The following is an 18762-nucleotide window of genomic DNA, read 5'->3' on the forward strand; positions in this document are numbered from 1 at the left end:
TCAGTGACGGAGGTTGCGATCGAACAGGGCGAGCAGGCGCGACCAGTGGCGCTCGGCCGCGGCCTTGTCGTAGACCGGCCGCAGCGGGAACGCGAACCCGTGGTGGGTCCCCGGGTACCACTCGACGCGTGCGTTGGCGCCGATCTTCTCCAGGTGCTCCTCGAGCGAATCGATCATCTCCTTCGGCGCGTACTCGTCGGTCTCGGCGCACGCGAAGTACAGCTCGCCCTGAACCTGGTCCGCGAGGTTGGCCGGCGAGTTGTCGCCGAACAGACGGACGCCGTACACCGACGCCGCCGCCTTGATCCGATCGGGGAACGTGCCGGCCATCGCGAACGAGAAGGGGCCGCTCATGCAGTAGCCGACGCACCCGATGTGCGAGCCGTCGGCGTACGGGTCGGCGTCGACGAGCTCGAACATCGTCTCGGTGTCGCGAGCCACCATCCGGTCGCTGAGCCCGTACATGAGCTCGGTCATCTGCTCGCGCGTCTCGCCGTTGGGCATCCCGATGAGGTCGAACTCGCGGATCGACCGGTAGTACAGGTTGGGGAGCACGACGTAGTAACCGACGGTCGCGATCCGGCGCGCCATGTCGTGCAGCTCCTCCCGTTTGCCGGGCGCATCCATGTAGAAGAACACCACCGGGAACGGCCCGCCCTCGTCGGGGTGCACGACGAACGTGTTCATCGCACCGTCGGCGGTCATCAGGTCGAGATGGTGTTCGATCATGTCAGCCCCGCTCGACGACGGTCGTCGGGGTCATCCCCAGGTCGCCGTGCTGCCCCCACGTTTGCGAACTCGTGCCCCGGCGGGTTCCCCTCGGGTTGCGGCAGGCGTCGATGATCGGTGCATCCGGCATGGGACGAGTCTTGCCGACCTGCCCGCCGGTTCACGAGGCCGGGCCACCGGGGCGGAGCGAGCGAGGGCCCCGGCCGACCTGACAGGGGTCGACCGGGGCCCGGTGGGAGGATCAGAGATCGATCGGACGGAGCACGAAGCTGATGCCGTGTGCGATGCCGTTGCTCGCCTCGATGTCGAGCTTGCTCCGGACGAGGAACGGGTTGATGTCGTTCCTGTCCTGGTCGGCGAGGACCGCGGTGCCGAGGCGGCGCTTCGGGTACACGCGGATGTCGCCGCCCTGGAGCGTCGTGAGCGCCGTGCCGCGGGGCACGCTCAGTGCGGTCTCGGCATCGATGCGTCCCGGAACTGCGTGGTAGAGGATCACCGTCGCGAGGGTCTCCGCCCCGAGCGATGCAACCTTGTCGAGGATCTTCGCCTCGCCGGCGAACCAGTAGCGCCAGCCGAACAGATCGGCGACGAGGGCTTGGAACGCACGATCGTTCGGCAGGAAGACCGTCAGGTCGGCGGCCGGATCGTCGAGCGCATCGGACAGCCCGGCGACTTCGACCCCGGCGGCGAGGATGTCGAAGTCGTACCAGTTGCGGTCGGTGCCACCGCCCTGTGCTTCGAGCAGATCGGTGAGTGTCGGCCCGTCGACCTCGGTGGCCTCGGCGGGTGCAGCGACGGCGATGCTGCCGACCAGCGCGAGCGAAGCGGCGGCGGTGGCAAGGGAACGGAACTTCATGGGATACCTCCGGGTGGGCGATGCTGGACGCATCGGTGGGACGTTGAGGTGACTACGCACCGACCGCCCGTTCCGGATGCGACCAGGGCGAGATTCCCCGCTGCGACGCCGACCCGAGCGGGTCACTACCGTTTGGGCATGCAGCCGACATACCCGCCAGAGGCCGACGCGTTCCGCACGAAGATCAGTGGGTTCCTCGACACCAACCTGCCCGACGGTTGGTCCGGCATCGGCGCGTTGCCCGACGACGAACGGGTCGACTTCCAGCAGAATTGGCGGGCGACGCTGCGGGCGAACAACCTGCTCGCCCCGAACTGGCCGGCCGAGTACGGCGGAGGCGGCCTCACCCACATCGAACAGGTCATCCTCAACGAGGAGTTCGCGAAGCGTGGCGTCCCGACGGCCGGAGCCAACGACGGGTTCTCGATCGGCATGGTCGGCAACACGATCCTCGTGTGGGGCACCGAGGAACAGAAGGCCCACTACATCCCGCGCATCCTCGACGGCGACGACGTGTGGTGCCAGGGCTACAGCGAGCCCGACGCCGGTTCCGACCTCGCGAACGTCGGGTGCCGGGCCGAGCTCGACGGCGACGAGTGGATCATCAACGGCCAGAAGATCTGGACCTCGCAGGGCCACACGGCGAACATGATCTTCTGTCTCGCCCGCACCGCACCCGACCAACCGAAGCACGCGGGCATCTCGTTCCTGCTCGTGCCGATGGAGCAGCCCGGCGTCGAGTTGCGACCGATCACCAACATGGTCGGGCACGATCACTTCAACGAGGTGTTCTTCAGCGATGCGCGCTGCCCCAAGGAGAACGTGCTCGGCGAGCTCAACAACGGGTGGGCCGTCGGCAACACCCTGCTCGGCTTCGAGCGCGGCGTCGGCGCGACGGTCACGTCGCTCGCGTTCGGTGCCGAGTTCGACCAGTTCGTCGAACTGGTGCGAGCCCACGGCAAGGCCGACGACCCGAACGTCCGCCAGGACGTCGCTCGCTTCTACACGAACGTGCAGATCATGAAGTACCGGGGCATGCAGATGCTCACGCGGTACCTCCAGGGCAACCAGCCCGGGCCCGAGTCATCGGTGGGCAAGCTGTTCTGGTCGGAGCACCACCTGAAGATCACCGAGGCGGCGATGCACGTGCTCGGCGCCGATGGCATGGTCGGCTTCGGCACGGAGACCCGAGGTGGACTCGCGGCGCCGCCGATTGGCACCGAGAACACGCCGGGCAACTGGATGGCGTCGTTCATGATCGCTCGCCCGGGCACGATCTACGCCGGCACGAGCCAGGTGCAGCGCAACATCATCGGCGAGCGAGTGCTCGGACTGCCGAAGGAACCGCGCGCCGACGCCGGCCCGTGGAAGGACGTCAAGTGATCGCGAGTTACTTGCAGACACAAGCTTGTTGAGGAGATCATGGCAACACTGGGAATCCGACACGCCGTGCTCTGGGTCACCGACCCGGTGGCATCGGCCGACTTCTACACCGAGGCACTCGGCCTCGAGGTCAAGAACGCCGGCGACGGCCGGGCGTTCCTCAGTTCGCCCGATTCGGCGACCGATCACGACCTCGGTCTGTTCCGCTCCGCCGGCACGACCCCGGGGCAACGCACGACCGGCTTGTACCACATCGCCTGGGAGGTCGGCACGCTCGCCGAACTCGCCGAGGCCAAGGAGCGTCTGGCCCGGATGGGTGCGCTCGTCGGCGAGAACAACCACGGCATGAGCCGCAGCCTGTACTGCCAGGACCCCGACGGCATCGAGTTCGAGGTCATGTGGGAGCTGCCCCTCGACCTGTACGACGAGGATGCTCCGTCGAACGTCCCACTCGACCTCGAGGCCGACATCGCCCGCTGGGGCGCCGATCGTCCCGGCCGCGGCGCCGGCTGACCCCCGGCCGCCCCGTCGGGCGACGCCGACGAGCCGGTCGAATCGGCACCGAGCGGGCGCGGCTGCTTGACTGTTCCGATGACCGATCTGAGCCAGTCCGTCCGACTCGAGACCGTCGACCACGACGGTGTCGAGGTCGCCCTCGTCGTCGTGAACAACCCGCCGGTCAACGCGCTCAGCTGGCACGTCCGCCAGGGACTGTTCGACGGGATGACCCAGGCGGTCGAACGGGGGGCCAAGGCGATCGTGGTCATCTGCGACGGCCGCACCTTCATCGCCGGCGCCGACATCTCCGAGTTCGGGGGCAACGTCCCCGACGCCGCCGGTCTCCCCCAGGTGCAGTCCGCGATGGAAGACGCTCCCGTCCCCGTGATCGCCGCGATCCACGGCACGGCGCTGGGCGGCGGACTCGAGGTCGCGCTGTGTGCCCACTACCGCGTGTCGGTGGCGACGGCGAAGTTCGGCCTGCCCGAGGTCAACCTCGGCCTGCTGCCCGGCGCGGGCGGCACGCAACGGCTCCCTCGCCTGACGGGCGTGCCGATGGCGCTCGAGATGATGACGACCGGCCGGCACATCAGCACCGGCGAGGCGCTCGAGAGCGGGCTCGTCGACGAGGTCGTCGAGGGCGGCACCGACGAACTGCGCAACGCCGCGATCGCCTTCGCCGCACGGGCGGTCACAGAGGGCCTCCCGCTCGCGAAGGTCCGCGACCGCGACGACAAGGTGGCCGAGGCTCGCGGCAACGATCAGCTCTTCGCCGACTTCCGGAAGTCGATCGCCCGCAAGACGCGTGGCTTCCTCGCACCCGAGTACAACGTGCAGTGCGTCGAGGCCGCAGCGAACCTTCCCTTCGACGAAGGGCTCAAGGTCGAGCGGCAGCTCTTCAACGAGCTGATGGCCGGGCCGCAGTCGGGCGCGCAGCGCTACTACTTCTTCGCCGAGCGCGCCGCCAACAAGATCCCCGACATCCCCAAGGACACGCCGCTGATCGACATCCGGAAGGCCGGCGTCCTCGGTGCCGGCACGATGGGCGGCGGCATCGCGATGAACTTCGCGAACGCCGGCATCCCGGTGGTCATCGTCGAACGTGACCAGGACGCCCTCGACCGCGGCCTCGGCGTCGTGCGCAAGAACTACGAGCGCTCGCGTTCGACCACACCCGAGCAGGTCGAACAGCGCATGTCGTTGATCTCCGGCTCGACGAGCAAGTCCGACTTCGCGGACTGCGACATCGTGATCGAGGCGGTGTTCGAGGACATGGACCTCAAGAAATCGATCTTCCGTGAACTCGACGAGATCTGCAAGCCCGGCGCACTGCTCGCGTCCAACACGTCGGCGCTCGACATCAACGAGATCGCGACCGCGACGTCACGTCCCGAGAGCGTGATCGGGATGCACTTCTTCTCCCCCGCCAACGTGATGAAGCTGCTCGAGGTCGTGCGCGGCGAGCAGTCGTCCGACTCGGTCGTCGCCACGGCCATGGCGGTCGGCAAGCGGGTCGGCAAGGTCGCCACGCTCGTCGGGGTGTGCCATGGGTTCGTCGGCAACCGGATGCTGTTCCAGCGCCGGATCGAAGCCGATCAGCTGGTGCTCGAGGGTGCCACCCCGGCGCAGATCGACCGGGTGCTGTACGACTTCGGATTCCCGATGGGTCCGTTCGCGATGGGCGACCTCGCCGGGCTCGACATCGGCTGGAAGGCCGAGGAGTCGACGAGCTCGACGATCCGTGAGCTGATGTGCGAGAGCGGTCGCCGAGGCCAGAAGAACGGTCGCGGCTACTACACGTACGACCCAGAGACCCGGGCGGCGACGCCCGACCCCGAGGTCGAGCAGATGATCAAGGACTTCGCGATCGCCCAGGGGCACGAGCAGCGTGAAGTGACCGACCAGGAAGTGCTCGAACGGTGCCTCTACTCGATGGTCAACGAAGGAGCGAAGATCCTCGAGGAGGGCATCGCGATCCGCGGCAGCGACATCGACGTGGTCTGGGTCAACGGCTACGGCTGGCCCGTCTACCGAGGCGGCCCCATGTACTGGGCCGATTCGGTCGGCCTCTCCGACGTGGTCGAGCGGATCGAGCACTACGGCAACACGGTCGGCGGTCGCCACTGGGAGCTCTCGCCGCTCCTCGCTCGTCTCGCCGCGGACGACGGCAAGCTCCACCAGTTCTCGAACTGAGGTCGTGAGGGGCCGACTCGCCGCGCCGCGAGCCTCGGTCGGACCCCGCTGCGGTACGAGGGGCGGCGAGCTGCTACAAACCGTTGCTATGTCGATGACCTTCCACGAGGCGTGTGCAGCGGTCTGTGCGCCGGGCACCATGTTCGAGATCCAGGAAACCGAGGTGCTCGGCGTCCCGACCAAGGTCTTCGCCGGGACGCCACCCAACCTCCGCTACCTCTACGCCCTCGCCGGCGGTCGCACCGACGACTTCATCGTCTACGAGGACGACCGCTGGACCATGCCCGACGTGTTGGGCCTCGCGGGCAAGATCGGCCACGCGCTCGTCCACGAACTCGGTGTCGAGCACGGCGACCGCGTCGCGATCGCGATGCGGAACTATCCCGAGTGGATCGCCTCGTTCGTCGCGATCACGAGCGTCGGTGCGGTTGCGGTGCCGTTGAACGCCTGGTGGGCGACCGACGAGATCGTGTACGCACTCGACGATTCCGGCGCCAAGGTGGTCTTCGCCGACGACGAACGCCTCGCCCGGATCGCCGACGCGCCGGCCGGAACGATCGACACCACCGTGGTCGCCGTTCGGTCCGAGCGCCGACTCACCGACGGCGTGATCGCCCTCGACGACCTGCTTCGCGACGATGCCACGATGCCCGAGGTCGAGATCGCCCCCGACGACGACGTCACGATCCTCTACACCTCGGGCACCACCGGCCGTCCGAAGGGTGCGGTGTCGACGCACCGGGCGGTGTTGAGCGCGCTGCTGAGCTTCGCGGCTCGGGCAGCGGTCGCGGCCATCCGCGAGCCCGAGGAGCCCGATCCCGATGCGCCACAAACCGCGTTCATGCTGCCGATCCCGCTGTTCCACGTCACCGGCCTCGTGCCGGTGATGCTCGGCTCGTTCGTCAGCGGCGCCAAACTCGTCGTCACCCACAAGTGGAATCCCGACCGCGCCCTCGAACTGATCGAACGCGAGCGGGTCACCAACTTCGTGGCCGTCCCGACGATGAGTTGGGACCTGCTCGAGGCGCCCACGTTCGCCGAACGTGACACATCGAGCCTGCGCTCGGTCGGCGGTGGCGGCGCTCCGATGCCGCCCGAGCTGGTCAAGCGCATCGACGACAACTTCAGCAAGGGCAGTCCCGGCCTCGGGTACGGCATGACCGAGACCAACGCCTACGGACCGCAGAACGCCGGTGCCGACTTCCTCGCCAACCCCACGTCGACCGGTCGCGCCATCCCGATCATGGACATCAAGATCACCGATCCGCTCGGAGAGCCACTGCCGATCGGTGAGACCGGCGAGATCTGGTTCCGGGCACCGTCGCTGATCCGCGGCTACTGGAACCGTCCCGACGCCACCGCCGAGACGATCGTCGACGGGTGGCTGCGCTCGGGCGACATCGGCCGCGTCGACGAGGACGGGTTCGTCTACGTCAGCGATCGCGCCAAGGACATGGTGCTGCGCGGCGGCGAGAACATCTACTGCGCCGAGGTCGAGGCCGCGATCTACGAGCACCCCGCCGTCTACGAGGCCGCCGTGTACGGCATCCCCGACGAACGACTCGGCGAACAACTCGCCTGCCACGTCATGGCGAAGCCGGGCGAGTCGTTGACGGTCGAGGAACTCCAGCACTTCGTCGGTGAACGCCTCGCCAAGTTCAAGGTCCCGACCACCGTCACCATCGTCGAGGACCAGCTGCCGCGGAACGCGTCCGGCAAGATCCTCAAGCGCGACCTCCGCGACGCCGTCGTCTCCGACGCGTGACCCGTCGCCTCCCGGCCTGAATCGTCGGCCGGCGGGCGCGGCGCGTACCGTCGCCGACATGGAACTGAACGACAGGGTCGTGGTCATCACCGGCGGTGGGTCGGGCATCGGCGAAGCGCTCGCCAGAGCGGCGAACGACGCCGGTGCGCGCCACGTGGTGGTCGCCGACCTCAACGGCGGCGAGGCCCGGCGGGTCGCCGCCGACATCGGCGGCACCGGGGTCGAGATCGACGTCCGCGACGAGGCCGCGATCCAACGGCTCGTCGACGACACCCAGAGCGCGCACGGCCCGATCGACCTGTTCGTCTCGAACGCCGGCTACGTCACATCGGCGGGTCTCGAGGATCCCAACGAGTCGATCCAGAACATGTGGGACGTGCACTGCATGGCCCACATCTACGCCGCGCGCGCCGTGGTCCCGTCGATGATCGCCCGGGGCGAGGGGTACCTGCTCAACACCGCGTCGGCCGCCGGCCTGCTCACCCAGATCGGCTCGATGACCTACTCGATCACGAAGGCTGCTGCGGTGTCGCTCGGCGAGTGGCTGTCGGTCACCCACCACCACCAGGGCATCCGCGTCTCGGTCCTCTGCCCGCAGGCCGTCCGCACGAACATCATCGCCAACAGCCCGGATCATCGTGACCGCACCGAGGGCGACGCCTGGGAGGGCGGCGTGGCCAGCGGCGACGGCGTGCTCGAACCCGCCGACGTCGCCCGGTTGTGTCTCGAGGCGATCCGCGACGAGCGGTTCCTCGTCTTGCCGCATCCCGAGGTCGCGACGTACGTCGAACGCAAGGCCACCGACCGTGACCGCTGGCTCGCCGGCATGCGCCGCTACCAGTCGGCGCTCCACCCCGACGGCGTGCTCCCCGGCGACGCCATGGCCCCGAAGGTCTGACCGCCGACGTGCGGTCGAGCGTCAGCCGTTCGGATCGGGTTCGGGGTCGGTCACGTCGAGCAGCTCGTCCTTGCCCTGCAGGTCGGGACGAGCGCGGTAGTACACCGATCGCCCGAGCAGGTGTGCACTGACGGGTCCGGCGAGCAGCTGGAGCACCACGACGAGCGTCACCACCACGGTCGCGGGCACGGTTCGGATCGACAGCACCGTGCCGACCCCGATGCTCAGCAAGCCGAGCGCCGGCGCCTTCGCCGCCGCGTGCATGCGCGAGAACGTGTCGTGGAACCTCAGGACGCCCACCCCGGCCAGGGCGATGAACGCGGCACCGATGATCAAGAAGACGCCGGCGACGATCTCCATCAGCTTCCTCGCTGTTCGATGTAGCGGGCGAGGACGCTCGTGCCGACGAACCCGAGCAACGCCACGACGAGGACCGTGTCGATACTGATCGACGACCCGGTGAACGAGGCATTGACCATCACCCCGGCCAGGATCGTGGCGAGCAACCCGTCGATGGCGATCACACGATCGGCGATGTTCGGACCGATCAGCATCCGCACCATGAACAGCGCGGCGGCGATCGCGAGGAGTACGTAGGCGATCGCGATCATGGCGTCGGCTCTCCCGTTGCGTTGCCCCGTGCACTCTCGGCCAACTGGGCCCGAGCCCTGGCCGAACCGAACGCGCGGACCGACAACTCCTCGACGTGCAGCAGGTCGTGGCGGACGCGTTCGACGTCGTGGAGGTGCATCACGTTCACGTACAGCGTGGGAGGCGAGCCGAGCGACTCGATCGTGATCGAGCCGGGTGTCAGCGTGATCACGTTCGCGACGACCATCGCCGCCGTGGTCGACTCGGTCCGCAACGGCACCGCGACGACCCCGACGTTGATCCGGTTGCGAGGGGTCAGGATCTCCCAGGCGAGGTAGAGATTCGCCTCGACGAGCTTGAACAGCACGAAGCAGACGAAGTAGAGCGATGCCAACGGTCGGACCCGAACGCGGTCTTCGTCGCCGTGCTCGAGCACGCGAGGGGCACCGGCCACCACGAGCACGGCGGCGCCGACGAGCAACCCGGCGAGGACGTTCGCCACGCTGATGTCCTGCCAGAGCGCGACCCAGAGCATGGCCGACCACAGCAGAACACCGGAGAGCCGCATCGCGTTCATGGCGAACGCTCCAACACCGCTTCGACGTAGCCCGAGGGATCGAGCAGGTCGTCCGCTGCCCGCTCGGCGACGTCGTACAGCAACCCGGCCCAGACCGACACGGCGATCGACGCGATGACGAGCATCGCGGTACCGAGCAGCATCGCCCACGGCGAACCGAGCCGACCCTCGTGCTTCGGCTCGACCGGGGGGTCGATCTCGCGGATGCCCCAGAACACGCCGGCCCAGATCTTCGTCATCGAGTACAACGTCAGCAGACCGACCGCGAGGCTCGCGGCCACGGCGACAGCGGCGCCCGCATCGAGGCCGGCGTCGACCAGTGCGAACTTGGCGAGGAACCCGGAGAACGGCGGCAGACCGGCGAGGCTGAGCGCCGGCACGGCGAACAGGAGTGCGATCACCGGTGCCGACCGGACGAGCCCGCCGACTTCGGACAGGCGACTCGAACCCGCCCGGCGGGCGACGAGACCGGTCACCAGGAACAGGGCGGTCTTCACGATGATGTGGTGCACGATGTAGAACACCGCACCCGCGACACCGGCAACGGTGAACAAACCGAGACCGAAGATCATGTAGCCGATCTGGCTGATGATGTGGAATGCCAGGATGCGCTTCATGTCGTCCTGGGCGATGGCGCCGAGCACGCCGACGACCATCGTGAGCACCGCCACGACGATCAGGACGGTACCCATCCAGTCGGGGGCGTCGAACAGCAGCGTCTGGGTGCGGATGATGGCGTAGACGCCCACCTTGGTGAGCAGGCCGGCGAAGATCGCGGTGACCGGACCCGGTGCCGTGGGGTAGCTGTCCGGCAGCCAGAAGAACAGCGGGAACAGCCCCGCCTTGATGGCGAACACGACGAGCAGCGACAGCGCGAATGCGGCGCGCACCGCCGGGTCGATCTCGGCGAGCCGGACGCTGAGGTCGGCCATGTTGACGGTGCCGGTCGAGGCGTAGAGCAACGCGAGCACCGTGATGAACAACGTCGACGCCACCAGGCTGATGACCACGTAGCTCATGCCCGACCGCACCTGGTCGGGGCGACCGCCGAGCGTGATCAAAACGTAGCTGGCGGCCAGCATCATCTCGAACGCGACGAACAGGTTGAACAGGTCGGCGGTGACGAAGCTGGCCGCCACGCCGGCCGCGAGCACCAGGTACACGGGGTGGAACCCCACCCGCTGCTGTTCCTCGTCGGCCTCGCCGACGGCGAACACCATCACGGCGAACAAGGCCAGCGCAGACACGACCAGCATCAGACCCGCGAGACGGTCGACGACCAGCACGATGCCGAGGTCGGCCGACCAGCCGCCGGCATCGTGTGCGACGAAGCCGTCACGATCGGCCCGCACGAGGAGCAGCACGCTGATCACGAGGGTGGTCGCGAGCACCGACAGACTGATCCCGCGCTGCACGTTGCGATACCGGCCGACGAGGATCGACAGCGCGGCGCCCGCGAGTGGCAGCACGACCGGGAGTGGCACCAGTGCGCTCATGCCCCGTCCTCCGCGCTCGTCGCGTCGCCGGAGCTGTCGGTCGGCTCGAACTCGTCGAGGTCCTCGCGACGACGGGCGGCGAGTCGGTCTTCGAGGTCGTCTTCCACACGGTCGTCGCCGGTGATCTGCCAGCTCCGGAAGCCGAGGGCGAGCAACAGCGCCGTGACACCGAACGTGATGACCACCGCGGTGAGACCGAGCGCCTGGGGCAGCGGGTCGGAGTATGGGCCGTCGCCCGGACCGATGATCGGTTCGCGGCCCGCTTCGCCGCCGGCGGTGATCAGCAACATGTTGGCCCCGTGCCCGAGCAGTCCGATGCCGATGATGATGCGCGACAGCCGCCGTTGCATCAACAGCCAGGCACCGCACGCGAACAGGAGCGCGGCGACGAACGCCAGGAGCACGGTCATGCGGTCACCACCGCATCGGAACCGCCGTCGACCGCAGCATCGTCGCCCTCCGCCTCGGCTGCCTCTTCGCCGAAGGCCTCGTACGCCATCAGGATCACACCGAGCACCACGAGGAACACGCCGATGTCGAAGGGCAGTGCCGAGGTGGTCTTGACCTTGCCGAGGACCGGCAGGTCGGCCTCCCAGAGTGCGTGTTCGAGCACCGACCCGCCGAGCGCGAGCGGCATGATCGCCGTCGTCACCGCCGTGGCCAGACCGACCCCGAGCACCGTCCACGGGGCGACCGGCACGGACCGTCGCACTGCGGCGAGGCCACCCGCGATGTACCGCAGGCTGATCGCGGCGGCGGCGGTGAGCCCGCCGACGAACCCGCCACCCGGCTGGTTGTGACCGGCGAACAACAGGTACACGGCCACCACGAGGATGCTCGGGTACAGCAATCGCGCCGACGCATCGACCACCGGCAGGTGGGCGAACGGTGGTCGCTCGGTACCGGCGCCGTCACCGGGCCGGCGAGCGGCTCGCGCCAGTGCCACCAGACCGAGCGCGGCGACCGCCAGCACGGTGATCTCGCCCAACGTGTCGAAACCACGGAAGTCGACGAGGATCACGTTGACCACGTTGGATCCCTCGCCGTCGGGGACCGACCGCTCGATCATCTCGGCCGACACCGGCGCCTGCGAGACATCGCTGCGCGCCTGGGCGGCCACGAGCGCGAAGACGAAGATTCCGACGAACGTCATCCCGGCGACCACCAGCCGGATCGGCAGGCGGATCGCTGCCCGCTCGTCGACGAACTCGCGCGGGAGGAACCGGAGCACCAGCACGAACAGGACGGTGGCGAGCGTCTCGATCGCGAACTGGGTCAGCGCCAGGTCGGGCGCACCCTGCACCACGTAGAACGCCGCCATCGCGAACCCGACCGCGCCGAGCATCAGCGCGGCGGCGATGCGACGGCGGGTGATCGAGGCACCGACCGCGGCGACGACCACCACGGCCACGATCGGAATGTGAACCCAGTTGCCGATCAGCACCGGGAAACCGTCGAGTCCGGCGAGCGCCGGCCCGAGCGGAGCGGCCACCGCCACCCCGATGATCACGACCAGGTACGCCGGCAGCGACCCGTTCTGCACGATGCCGGTGACCCGCCGCCCGAACTGCGACACCCCGCTGACCGTGGAGGTGAACGCCCGGTTGGCGTCGGGGATCCATGCGATGGGGCGGTGGGCGAGGCGTTGGAGCCGTTCGACCGATGACCGCACGAGCACGAGCGCGACACCTGCGGCGATGATGATCGTCGACAGCAGCAGCGCCGAGTTGAAGCCGGCCCAGAGGACGACGTGCTTCGGCTTCGCGTCGGTGTACAGCGTGGTGGTCGCGCCGCGCACGAGCGAATCGATCAGCCACGGGACGACACCGAACGCGATCGACGCCAACCCGAGCAGCGCGGCCGGAGCGACGAAACGGCTCGCCGGCGGCGGTGCCGCACCTGGCTCGAGCACCAGATCGGGGTCGGCGTGGTCGACCAGCCGACCGCTCACGCCGAGCACGAACCGTGCCGAGTAGGCGAAGGTCAGCACCGACCCGACGACGACCACGGCCACGACGACCGGGGCACCCCCGAACTCGGCGTGCAGCAGCGCATCGAGCGCCTTTTCCTTGCCGATGAACCCGACGAGCGGCGGCACGCCCGCCATCGACGCGGCGGCGACGACCGAGATCGCGACGACCGGCCACCACCCGCGGCCGAGGCCGGCGAGTCGACGGACGTCACGGGTGCCCGTCTGGTGGTCGACGATGCCGACGACCATGAACAGCGCCGCTTTGAACGCGGCATGGGCGATCAGCACGACGAGCCCCGCCTGCGCGACCGCGTACACGCCGGTACCGAACAGCAGCATCAGGAACCCGAGCTGACTGACGGTGCCGTACGCGAGCAGGAGCTTGAGGTCGTGCTGACGGAGGGCACGCCACGCCCCCGTGATCATCGTCGCCGATGCGACCGTGAGCACGATCGGCCGCCAGGTCGACACCTCGCCGAGCACGGGGGCGAGGCGGGCGACGAGGAACACGCCGGCTTTCACCATCGTCGCGGCGTGCAGGTAGGTGCTGATGGGCGTGGGTGCGACCATGGCCCCGGGGAGCCAGCCACCGAACGGCAGCTGGGCCGACTTCGTGAACGCCCCGATGAGCACCAGGACCACCCCGACGCCGGCGGCGGTGCCGGTCGGTGGCGCGGTGAGCAGCTCGCTGAGCCGGTAGGTCCCGGCGTCCTGTCCGATCACGACGAACCCGGCCAGCATCACGAGCCCGCCCATGCCGGTGATCAGGATCGCCGACAAGGCAGCGGCACGAGCTTGGGGCTGTTCGTCGTCGTTGCCGATCAGCAGATACGACGTGATCGACGTCAGCTCCCAGAACACGAACAGCGCCAACAGGTGGTCGGAGGCGGCGATGCCGAGCATGGCTCCGGCGAACAGGGTGAGCAGCCCGGCGAGCCGACCGATCGCCGGGCCGGGGTGGGAGAAGTAGCCGACGGCGTAGAGGCAGACGAGGAGTCCGACACCCGACACGATCAGGGCGAGGACGAGGCCCACCGCGTCGAGACGAAGGTCGAGGGAGAGGCCGAGTTGCGGCACCCAGTCGAACGAGCCGGTGATCGCGTCGCCGCGGACCAGGCTGCGAGCCCGCGAGCCGATGAGCACGAGCGTGACCGCCGGGGCGACGGCGGCCACGAGGAACGCGCGTGCACCGAGGCGTTGCCCGCCGCCGAGCAGCACGATGCCCAGGACGAGATGGAGCAGGAGGACGGCGAGCAGCATGGCGGGAGATACCGGTCCGCCCGAAACTACCACGAGACATCTGCCTTCGGAAACGCATGATCGGATTGACCTTTTGGGAAAGGTGTGTTCTGATGCAGGCATGGACCGGCAGCGGAACGGGAAGGATCGGCGGCGCGGCCCCGCCGCTTCTCGAACCGATTCGCGAGCGTGGACGTTCCTCACCAATCACGCGCACGTCCTCCTGGCGATCAGCCGGAACCCCGAACTCCGCCAGCGCGAGATCGGCGACCTGGTCGGTATCACCGAAGGAGCGGCGCAGCGGATCCTCCACGAGCTCGAGGACGAGGGCTACCTCGCTCGCGAACGCGTGGGACGGCGCAACCGCTACGCCGTGATCGGCGGCGGACCGTTGCGCCACCCGCTCGAGGCCGGGCGCACGATCGAAGAACTGATCGACGCCCTCCGCCCGGGTGTCGGCCGCACCGACCGCACCTCCCCCGACAGCACCAACGAATCGGAGCCACGATGACCAAGCGCAGCCCTCAGATCGACGAACTCGTCGGACTCAACCGCGACTACGCCGCCGAGTTCCACGATGCCGGCCTCCAGGTCGAGCCGACACGCAACCTGGCCGTGGTCGCGTGCATGGACTCCCGCATCGACACCTTCGCCGTCCTCGGCCTCGGCAACGGCGAAGCCCACATCATCCGCAACGCCGGCGGCGTCATCACCGACGACGTGATCCGGTCGCTGTGCCTGTCACAGCGCTTCCTCGGCACTCGCGAGATCGTCCTCGTCCATCACACCGACTGCGGCTTGCAGAAGGTGAACGAGGCCGAGTTCCGCGACCAGCTCGCCGACGAACTCGGCCTCAAGCCCTGGTGGTCGCTCGAAGCCTTCCAGGATCCGTACGAGGACGTCCAGCAGTCGATCCGGCGACTCCGGCTGACGCCGTTCATCCCCCACAAGGACTCGATCACCGGGTTCGTGTACGACGTGACCGACGGACTCCTGCACCAGGTCGACGTCGAGCCGTCCTGAGCGCGACCCGGGCGGTGATCAGCGGCCGCGGCGCGGCGGCGCCGGCAGGCGACTCGCCGACGCGGCACCGAAGAACGACACGGCGGCCGAGAGCACGAACACCCAGGTGAACGAACCGAGCAGGTCGGCGAGCAACCCCCCGATCTGTGGCGAGACCATCTGGGTCACCCCGAACGCCAGCGTGGCGGCGCTGAACGCCGGCCCGTACGTGTCGACGTCGGTGTGGTCGACGACGTGGGCGATGATCAGCGCCGGCATGCCCGAGAACATCAGGCCGATCCCCACGCACGCGATCGCCACCCAGGGCTGCCGACCGGTCAGGAGCAGCAGCGTGCACGCCCCGAACCCGACGAACGCCCCGGTCAACGTCGCCCGGCGACCGATGCGATCGGACAGTGGTCCGAGCGTCGTCCCACCGAACACGGTCGCCGCACCGACCACGGAGAACATCGCCGACGCCTGACCGGAACTGAAACCGGAGTCGTCCTCGAGCCGCGCCACGAGGAACCCGAGGACCAGGATGTAGGCGAATCCGAACGCGGCGTAGGCGACCGTGGCGGGGACCCACGACGTCACCGACCTGAGCGCTGCGATCCCACCGAATCCGCCGGTCATCGAGGGCCGATCGCCTCGGGATCGGATCAGTGCGAACGCCCCGACGACCACGACACAGGCGACCGCGAACTCGATGCGGTACACCAACTGCCAGTTGTCGGGACCGTCGCTCCGCCGATCGAGGAACGCCGCCAACTGGCCAGCGAACAGGATCCCGATGCCGATGCCCGACCCGACGAGACCGACCGCCATGCCGGCTCGATGCGGCGGCAGCGCCCGCGCCGAGATCGCCGGTGCCGGAATCCAGATCACCGCTCCCCCGATCCCCATCGCGAACAGCGCCACGCCCAGCAACGGTCCGCTCGGAGCGAACGCTGCGAGCCCCAGCGCGAGGGTCGAGATCGAGAGCCCGATCCGCATCAACCCGACCAGCGTCACCCTCGATGCAGCCCATGACACGGCCAGGGTCCCGAGCAGGTAGGCGGTCACGTTCAGCGTGCCGAAGAAGCCGGCGAGCGTGTTGGAGCCGTCGAGCACGTCGTCGCGGGCCCCCGGCAGGACGACACCCCACGTGAACCGACCGAACGCCTGCGCCACACACACCGATGCCATCACGAGCACGATGACGACCCAGGCCCGCTCGCCGCGCAACGTCGACGACGCCGCCGGCACGGTCACAGGTCGCCTGCGTCGAGCGCGGCGACGACAAGAACGGCATGTTCGCGGACCGCGGGCAGATCGCCGAGTTGTCGCATCGCCGCCAACTGTCGCGCCATCCGGTGGTTCCCGGCGAACCGGTCGGCGTGGCGGGCGAGGAAGTCCCAGTAGAGGGTGGTGAACGGGCAGGCATCGTCGCCGGTCCGCTGCTTCGGATCGAACCGGCACCCACGACACGAGTCGCTCATCCGGTTGATGTACGCGCCACCGGATGCGTACGGCTTGGTCGCCATCCGTCCTCCGTCGGCATGCAACGCCATCCCCATCACGTTCGGCAGCATCACCCACTCGGCACCGTCGACGAAGCTCGCCCACATCCACTCCGTCATCGCCGCCGGGTCGACACCGGCGGTGAGTGCGAGGTTGCCGAAGACCATCAGCCGTTCGATGTGATGGGCGTACCCGTGATCGTGCAGGTGCGTGACCGCGTTGGCGACGCAGGCCATCTCGGTGGCTGCATCACCGGTGAACGCCGGCGGCACGGGCCGTGTCGCCCCGAGACCGTTGACGCCCCGGTAGTCGGGCATCCAGAGCCAGAACACGCCCCACACGTACTCGCGCCAACCGATGACCTGCCGCACGAACCCCTCGACCGAGTTGATCGGGGCATCGCCGGCCCACCAGGCACGCTCGGCGGCCTCGACGACCTCGCCGGGGTGCAGCAGGCCGAGGTTCATCGACGACGACAGCACCGAGTGCGCCAGCTTCCACTCGGCGGCGAGCATCGCGTCCTCGTGCGGGCCGAACGGAGCGAGACCGGTCGCGACGAACTCGTCGAGCCGGGCCAGCGCCTGAGCCCGCGTGACCGGCCAGGTGCCGTCGGGCGCCGCTCCCCAGCACGTGTCGGGAAGCCGGTCGATCACCTCGCGGTCGATCCCGTCCAACTCGAACCGGGTGATCTCCGGCCAGGCCCGCCCGTCCTTCGGGGGACGCTCACGGTTGTCGTGGTCGAAGTTCCACTGCCCGCCGGCGGGTTCGGCACCGTCGGGACCGTCCTCCATCAGCAGATCCAGGCGCCGCCGTTGCCACCGGTAGAAGTCCTCCATCTTGAACGAGTCGCGATCGGCTGTCCATTCGGCGAAGTCGTCGTAGTGGCAGGTGAACTGGTCGTTGCGCACGGTCTCGACGCCGAGGCCGTCGAGCAGGACACGGCCGTCCCAACTCATCGGCTCCATCGCGATCACCCGCCCGACGTCGAACTCGTCGCGGTGGGCGGTGACGCCGGCTGCGAGCGTGGCGGCACGCCGGACGTCGACGTCGAACCCCTCGGCCAGCAGTTCGTCCGCGAAGTGCAGCATCGCCGACAGCACCACGTGTAGACGTTGACGGTGCCAGCGTTTCGACGCGATCTTCCGCTCGCTCACCACGAGCAGCACCCGACATTCCCCCGGCTCGCGACCGGCGAGGGCGCCACCGTCTCGGCGCAGCTGATCGCCGAGCACCCACACGGTGGGAACGTCGCTCGACCCGCCGCCCACGGTCACCGGCGCTCGCCCACCGGGTCGAACCAGGCGAGATCGACCGCGACCCCCGGCGAGTAGCAGGCCCGAGGTGGCCCGACCGGGGTGGGCAGACCGGCCGCTTCGAGCGCCGTGCCGTGCACCTTGAACCGGTCGATGCGATGGAGCGGCCAGCGTTCGTGTTCGACCGCCCCGTAGAGCAGTCGCCGACGGCGAGACGTGAGGAGCGCCCAGCGTGCCGACAGGAAGTGGTCGAGCGGTTCGACGTCGTCGGCGGGGATCGGTGCGCCCACGTCGAACTCGATTGACGCCGTGGCCCGTTCACAGTGCGGCCATCGTCGCCTCATCGTGTACCGGTGGCGGTCGCCGACGACCTCGTGGGACGCGTGCGCCCAGCAGTACGGCAGCGAGAACACCGTTCGGGCGACGCCGACGATCGCGATCCGCGGCACGTCGAGCGAGAAGAACCAGATCGCGCGCCGGCCGAGCGCGTCGACGACGTACGTCCGCACGTTGGTCTCGATGAAGTGCGACAGGTACGGGATCGGGGGTGTCGGGCCGAGCTGGACCCGCCGCATCTCGAACGGGATCAGACCGACCCACGCCCGCCCGTCGAACGTGTCGACCCGGATGCCGTCGGGCAGCAGGCGCTGGACGTCCTCGGGGTCGTAGCTCCAGTGGAAGTACGCAAGTTCGTCCCACCGCTGGTGCAGGACGGCACGACCGCCGAGACGAGGCGGGTCGGGACTGACCGGTTCGATGGATCCAGCGTCGTCGAGCACCGACGTCGAGCGTACCGACGCACGACCG

General features: G+C 68.8%; 18 protein-coding genes. 7 read left to right on the forward strand and 11 right to left on the reverse strand.

Translation table 11 applies throughout. The features are described 5' to 3' along the window. Together R8G01_11215 and R8G01_11220 are read right to left on the reverse strand one after the other, a co-directional pair. Entirely contained in the window at positions 1–729 is a 729-nt protein-coding gene (locus tag R8G01_11215; protein ID MDW3214561.1) for a dienelactone hydrolase family protein, read from the reverse strand. A gap of 241 nt (positions 730–970) precedes the next feature. After that, complete coding sequence (locus R8G01_11220) at positions 971–1585, reverse strand: fasciclin domain-containing protein (GenBank protein MDW3214562.1); 615 nt, start codon at positions 1583–1585, stop codon at positions 971–973. Positions 1586–1723: 138 nt separating this feature from the next. Between R8G01_11220 and R8G01_11225 the strand changes: the two genes are divergently transcribed. The 5 genes from R8G01_11225 to R8G01_11245 all read left to right on the forward strand — a co-directional run bounded on the left by R8G01_11225 (position 1724) and on the right by R8G01_11245 (position 8322). After that, complete coding sequence (locus R8G01_11225; protein ID MDW3214563.1) at positions 1724–2968, forward strand: acyl-CoA dehydrogenase family protein; 1245 nt, start codon at positions 1724–1726, stop codon at positions 2966–2968. A 39-nt stretch (positions 2969–3007) separates the two neighbouring features. Further along, positions 3008–3481 carry a VOC family protein gene (locus tag R8G01_11230; GenBank protein ID MDW3214564.1) on the forward strand — a complete coding sequence of 158 codons (474 nt, stop codon included), beginning with the start codon at positions 3008–3010 and terminating at the stop codon, positions 3479–3481. Positions 3482–3559: 78 nt separating this feature from the next. Then, complete coding sequence (locus R8G01_11235; protein MDW3214565.1) at positions 3560–5659, forward strand: 3-hydroxyacyl-CoA dehydrogenase NAD-binding domain-containing protein; 2100 nt, start codon at positions 3560–3562, stop codon at positions 5657–5659. A gap of 88 nt (positions 5660–5747) precedes the next feature. Continuing rightward, a complete protein-coding gene (locus R8G01_11240) occupies positions 5748–7424 on the forward strand; it encodes a class I adenylate-forming enzyme family protein (GenBank protein MDW3214566.1) in 1677 nt (558 codons plus the stop codon). Positions 7425–7482: 58 nt separating this feature from the next. Further along, positions 7483–8322: an SDR family oxidoreductase gene (locus R8G01_11245; protein MDW3214567.1), complete on the forward strand. Its 840-nt coding sequence runs from the start codon at positions 7483–7485 to the stop codon at positions 8320–8322. A gap of 21 nt (positions 8323–8343) precedes the next feature. On the opposite strand, the gene mnhG is transcribed toward R8G01_11245, so the two are convergent. From mnhG to mbhE, 6 genes are read right to left on the reverse strand one after another with little or no spacing between them, the layout of a single operon-like run. Further along, complete coding sequence (gene mnhG, locus R8G01_11250; protein MDW3214568.1) at positions 8344–8682, reverse strand: monovalent cation/H(+) antiporter subunit G; 339 nt, start codon at positions 8680–8682, stop codon at positions 8344–8346. Next, a complete protein-coding gene (locus R8G01_11255) occupies positions 8682–8933 on the reverse strand; it encodes a monovalent cation/H+ antiporter complex subunit F (GenBank protein ID MDW3214569.1) in 252 nt (83 codons plus the stop codon). The genes mnhG and R8G01_11255 overlap by 1 nt, the downstream gene beginning before the upstream one ends. Next, positions 8930–9490 carry a Na+/H+ antiporter subunit E gene (locus R8G01_11260; GenBank protein MDW3214570.1) on the reverse strand — a complete coding sequence of 187 codons (561 nt, stop codon included), beginning with the start codon at positions 9488–9490 and terminating at the stop codon, positions 8930–8932. Before R8G01_11260 ends, R8G01_11255 begins: the two co-directional genes overlap by 4 nt. Then, the gene (locus tag R8G01_11265) at positions 9487–10986 is read right to left on the reverse strand and encodes a Na+/H+ antiporter subunit D (protein MDW3214571.1); all 1500 of its coding nucleotides are present in this window, start codon (positions 10984–10986) and stop codon (positions 9487–9489) included. Before R8G01_11265 ends, R8G01_11260 begins: the two co-directional genes overlap by 4 nt. Beyond that, positions 10983–11396 carry an NADH-quinone oxidoreductase subunit K gene (locus tag R8G01_11270; GenBank protein MDW3214572.1) on the reverse strand — a complete coding sequence of 138 codons (414 nt, stop codon included), beginning with the start codon at positions 11394–11396 and terminating at the stop codon, positions 10983–10985. The genes R8G01_11265 and R8G01_11270 overlap by 4 nt, the downstream gene beginning before the upstream one ends. Next, positions 11393–14218 carry a hydrogen gas-evolving membrane-bound hydrogenase subunit E gene (gene mbhE / locus R8G01_11275; protein MDW3214573.1) on the reverse strand — a complete coding sequence of 942 codons (2826 nt, stop codon included), beginning with the start codon at positions 14216–14218 and terminating at the stop codon, positions 11393–11395. The genes R8G01_11270 and mbhE overlap by 4 nt, the downstream gene beginning before the upstream one ends. A 100-nt stretch (positions 14219–14318) precedes the next feature. On the opposite strand from mbhE, the gene R8G01_11280 reads away from it, so the two are divergent. Beyond that, positions 14319–14708, forward strand: coding sequence for a helix-turn-helix domain-containing protein (locus R8G01_11280; protein MDW3214574.1), 390 nt, complete (start codon positions 14319–14321; stop codon positions 14706–14708). Beyond that, a complete protein-coding gene (locus tag R8G01_11285; protein MDW3214575.1) occupies positions 14705–15220 on the forward strand; it encodes a carbonic anhydrase in 516 nt (171 codons plus the stop codon). Before R8G01_11280 ends, R8G01_11285 begins: the two co-directional genes overlap by 4 nt. Before the next feature lie 18 nt (positions 15221–15238). On the opposite strand, the gene R8G01_11290 is transcribed toward R8G01_11285, so the two are convergent. The 3 genes from R8G01_11290 to R8G01_11300 are packed head-to-tail and all read right to left on the reverse strand — an operon-like array spanning position 15239 to position 18734. Then, a complete protein-coding gene (locus tag R8G01_11290; GenBank protein ID MDW3214576.1) occupies positions 15239–16453 on the reverse strand; it encodes a YbfB/YjiJ family MFS transporter in 1215 nt (404 codons plus the stop codon). Continuing rightward, positions 16450–17976, reverse strand: coding sequence for a cryptochrome/photolyase family protein (locus R8G01_11295; protein MDW3214577.1), 1527 nt, complete (start codon positions 17974–17976; stop codon positions 16450–16452). The genes R8G01_11290 and R8G01_11295 overlap by 4 nt, the downstream gene beginning before the upstream one ends. Continuing rightward, positions 17973–18734: a DUF2071 domain-containing protein gene (locus tag R8G01_11300; protein MDW3214578.1), complete on the reverse strand. Its 762-nt coding sequence runs from the start codon at positions 18732–18734 to the stop codon at positions 17973–17975. The genes R8G01_11295 and R8G01_11300 overlap by 4 nt, the downstream gene beginning before the upstream one ends. Positions 18735–18762 lie beyond the last annotated feature (28 nt).

It is taken from the genome of Ilumatobacteraceae bacterium (assembly GCA_033344875.1).
GTDB lineage: Bacteria > Actinomycetota > Acidimicrobiia > Acidimicrobiales > Ilumatobacteraceae > Ilumatobacter.

What these genes read in the sequence shown, in the direction of transcription:
- R8G01_11215 (MDW3214561.1), bottom strand. Translation starts at nt 729, where the DNA reads ATGATCGAACACCATCTCGACCTGATGACCGCCGACGGTGCGATGAAC.
- R8G01_11220 (MDW3214562.1), bottom strand. Translation starts at nt 1,585, where the DNA reads ATGAAGTTCCGTTCCCTTGCCACCGCCGCCGCTTCGCTCGCGCTGGTC.
- R8G01_11225 (MDW3214563.1), top strand. Translation starts at nt 1,724, where the DNA reads ATGCAGCCGACATACCCGCCAGAGGCCGACGCGTTCCGCACGAAGATC.
- R8G01_11230 (MDW3214564.1), top strand. Translation starts at nt 3,008, where the DNA reads ATGGCAACACTGGGAATCCGACACGCCGTGCTCTGGGTCACCGACCCG.
- R8G01_11235 (MDW3214565.1), top strand. Translation starts at nt 3,560, where the DNA reads ATGACCGATCTGAGCCAGTCCGTCCGACTCGAGACCGTCGACCACGAC.
- R8G01_11240 (MDW3214566.1), top strand. Translation starts at nt 5,748, where the DNA reads ATGTCGATGACCTTCCACGAGGCGTGTGCAGCGGTCTGTGCGCCGGGC.
- R8G01_11245 (MDW3214567.1), top strand. Translation starts at nt 7,483, where the DNA reads ATGGAACTGAACGACAGGGTCGTGGTCATCACCGGCGGTGGGTCGGGC.
- mnhG (MDW3214568.1), bottom strand. Translation starts at nt 8,682, where the DNA reads ATGGAGATCGTCGCCGGCGTCTTCTTGATCATCGGTGCCGCGTTCATC.
- R8G01_11255 (MDW3214569.1), bottom strand. Translation starts at nt 8,933, where the DNA reads ATGATCGCGATCGCCTACGTACTCCTCGCGATCGCCGCCGCGCTGTTC.
- R8G01_11260 (MDW3214570.1), bottom strand. Translation starts at nt 9,490, where the DNA reads ATGAACGCGATGCGGCTCTCCGGTGTTCTGCTGTGGTCGGCCATGCTC.
- R8G01_11265 (MDW3214571.1), bottom strand. Translation starts at nt 10,986, where the DNA reads ATGAGCGCACTGGTGCCACTCCCGGTCGTGCTGCCACTCGCGGGCGCC.
- R8G01_11270 (MDW3214572.1), bottom strand. Translation starts at nt 11,396, where the DNA reads ATGACCGTGCTCCTGGCGTTCGTCGCCGCGCTCCTGTTCGCGTGCGGT.
- mbhE (MDW3214573.1), bottom strand. Translation starts at nt 14,218, where the DNA reads ATGCTGCTCGCCGTCCTCCTGCTCCATCTCGTCCTGGGCATCGTGCTG.
- R8G01_11280 (MDW3214574.1), top strand. Translation starts at nt 14,319, where the DNA reads ATGGACCGGCAGCGGAACGGGAAGGATCGGCGGCGCGGCCCCGCCGCT.
- R8G01_11285 (MDW3214575.1), top strand. Translation starts at nt 14,705, where the DNA reads ATGACCAAGCGCAGCCCTCAGATCGACGAACTCGTCGGACTCAACCGC.